Genomic DNA, 1,028 nt, shown 5'->3' with positions numbered 1-1,028 from the left:
AGCTTGGATCGCTCGGTTTGAAGCCAGGCCTGCAAATCGTCGACGAGTGGCCGACTTTCCATCTGTCGACGCTCCAGACGCTGCTCGGCGGCAAGGCCGTTGATCTCCCGTTCGATATCGAAGAGGGCATCGATCCGTTTGACGGCCTCCAATGCCATTGGCGAGATCGGCGTAGCTTTGCTGCCACGTTTGGCGTTAGCGGCAATGTCGGCGAGCACGAAGAACTTGCGGCGTGAATGTGCCCAGCAGAGTGCTTGGCGCAGAGGCGCGGGATCGCGATCACCCTTGAACAGCGGATTGTAGCCGCCATAGGCATCCACCTGCAGAATGCCGGAGAAGGCCTCCAAGTGGCGTATAGGATGCTCCTGTCGCCGGTCTCGCGATGCGTAGAACAGTGCCGCAGGCGGTGAGAGCCCTCCGAACGGCCGATCGTCCCGGACGTAAGTCCAGATGCGGCCCGTATCGGTCTTTCCTTTCGCCAGGATCGGCACGGTCGTGTCATCGCCATGCAGTCGCTCGGCGGCCAGGACATGGGCCTCGATGAGGGAGTGAATGGGCTTCAACGCCGCGGCGCATGCTCCGACCTGATCGGCCAGCGTCGACAAGCTGAGGTCAACGCCTTCGCGGGCATAGCGTTCGCTCTGACGATTGAGCGGCTGGTGCTGGGCGAACTTCTCGAACAAGATCATCGCCAGCATGTTAGGTCCGGCAAAGCCTCGGGGCGTCACATGGAAGGGTGCTGGTGGCTGGGTGATCTTCTCACACTCGCGGCAGGTAAACTTCTCCCGCACTGTCTGGATAACTTTCCACTGGCGCGGGATGACTTCCAAAGTCTCGGTGATATCCTCACCGAGCTTCGACAATTTGGCCGATCCGCAGCAGGCGCAATTGGCGGGAGCCGCGATGACGACGCGCTCGCGCGGCAGGTGTTCGGGAAAGGGCTTGCGCGACGGACGCTTGCGCTCGAAGGCTTTGACGGCTGAGGCTTTGGCTGCGACTTCCGCGACCAACTCATCTTCACCCGCGTC

General features: G+C 61.6%; 1 protein-coding gene. It reads right to left on the bottom strand.

The genetic code is table 11. The annotated features are described in order from the left end of the window. Positions 1–1,028 (bottom strand): IS66 family transposase (tnpC, locus tag GGQ67_RS25710; protein WP_183902805.1); only part of this gene is annotated, 1,028 nt, incomplete at both ends.

The organism is Rhizobium metallidurans (assembly GCF_014196505.1).
Taxonomy (GTDB): domain Bacteria; phylum Pseudomonadota; class Alphaproteobacteria; order Rhizobiales; family Rhizobiaceae; genus Rhizobium; species Rhizobium metallidurans.
The sequence above is the reverse complement of the archived record's forward strand: the minus strand, read 5'-3'. Positions and strand labels throughout refer to the sequence as shown.